At 65.1% G+C, this 1,348-nt stretch carries 2 protein-coding genes; both read right to left on the minus strand.

Going from position 1 to position 1,348, the window contains the following annotated elements; translation table 11 throughout:
* Window positions 1-8: 8 nt before the first annotated feature.
* Window positions 9-899: an amino acid ABC transporter permease gene (locus tag ACFWF3_RS36045; protein ID WP_378988536.1), complete on the minus strand. Its 891-nt coding sequence runs from the start codon at window positions 897-899 to the stop codon at window positions 9-11.
* Window positions 896-1,348, minus strand: a 453-nt coding sequence (locus ACFWF3_RS36050) for an ABC transporter permease subunit (protein WP_379318649.1), incomplete at its 5' end; no start/stop codon positions are given. The genes ACFWF3_RS36045 and ACFWF3_RS36050, both read right to left, overlap by 4 nt.

The raw sequence follows: 1,348 nt of genomic DNA on the forward strand, positions 1-1,348 counted from the left end.
GGGTGGGACTACTTCTTGGTGATGTCCACGCCGGGCGCGGCGTCGGCGAGGATCGAGTCGGCGGCCAGCACCGCGCCACCGCTCTTCTTCCGCGACCGCAACCGCTTTTCCAGTGTGGTGGCCAGGAAGCTCAGCGCCATGTTGAGCGAGATCATGATCAGCGCGATGACGATCAGTGCGGGGATCGTGTTCTGCAACGACGCGCCTTCTTGCTGACCCGACCGCACCAGCTCCACATAGGTGATCTGGTAGCCCAGCGCGGTGTCCTTGAGGACAACGACCATCTGCGAGACCAGTGCGGGCAGCATGGCCGTGATGGCCTGCGGCAGCAGGATCAGCCGCATGAGCTGGTTCTTGCGCAGCCCCAGCGCCACGGCGGCTTCGGTCTGTCCCTTGGGCAGGGACTTGATGCCCGCGCGCACGATCTCGGCGATGACCGCGGAGTTGTAGATGATCAGCGCGATGACCACCGCGGCCAGCGCGAGCTGATCGGACGGGAACAGGTCGTAGTCGCCGAACACCGCGAACAGGAAGATCATCAGGATCAGCACCGGGATCGCCCTGGCGAACTCGACGATCGTGCCCGCGACCCAGCGCACCCACGCGTGGTCGGACAGGCGCAGGATCCCGAAGATCATGCCGAAGAACACCGAGCCGATGATCGAGATCACGGCGGCGGTGAGGGTGCCTTCCAGACCGGGCAGGAGATAGGTTTCCCAGATCTCGGACTCGAGGAACGGCTTCCACTTGGCCGCGGTGAACTGGCCCTTGTCGGCGAACGCGTCGTAGAGCCACCAGCCCGCGCCGACCAGCACGACGACGACCAGAACCGAGTACAGGTTGTGACGCAGCCGCGCGCGGGGCCCCGGAGCGTCGAACAGAACCGAAGCGCCGCTCATCGTGCCACCTCGTATCGCTTGGCCAGCCAGCCGAACAACAGCCCGGTCGGCAGGGTGAGGACGACGAAGCCGAGCGCGAAGATCGCACCGATGGTGAGAATGGCGGCTTCGTTCTCGATCATCGCGCCCATCAGGTACGCGGCTTCGGCGACGCCGATGACGGAGGCGACCGTCGAATTCTTGGTCAGCGCGATCAGCACACTGCCCAGGGGCGCGATGACGGCCCGGAAGGCTTGGGGCAGCACGATCAATCGCAGGTTCTGGGCGAATCCGAAGCCCAGCGACCGGCCCGCTTCGGACTGGCCGAGCGCGACGGTATTGATGCCCGAACGCAGCGATTCGCAGACGAAGGCGGCGGTGTAGACGCTCAGACCGATGATCGCCCAGCGATAGTTGATGACCTTGATCTCGTCACTGCCGAGTTTCCACCCGAGGGTGCTGTACAGGCC

This window comes from Nocardia sp. NPDC060220 (assembly GCF_042727815.1).
Classification (GTDB): Bacteria; Actinomycetota; Actinomycetes; order Mycobacteriales; family Mycobacteriaceae; genus Nocardia.

Excerpts from the sequence above, each read along its gene's own strand:
- ACFWF3_RS36045 (WP_378988536.1), bottom strand. The coding sequence starts at position 899 with ATGAGCGGCGCTTCGGTTCTGTTCGACGCTCCGGGGCCCCGCGCGCGG.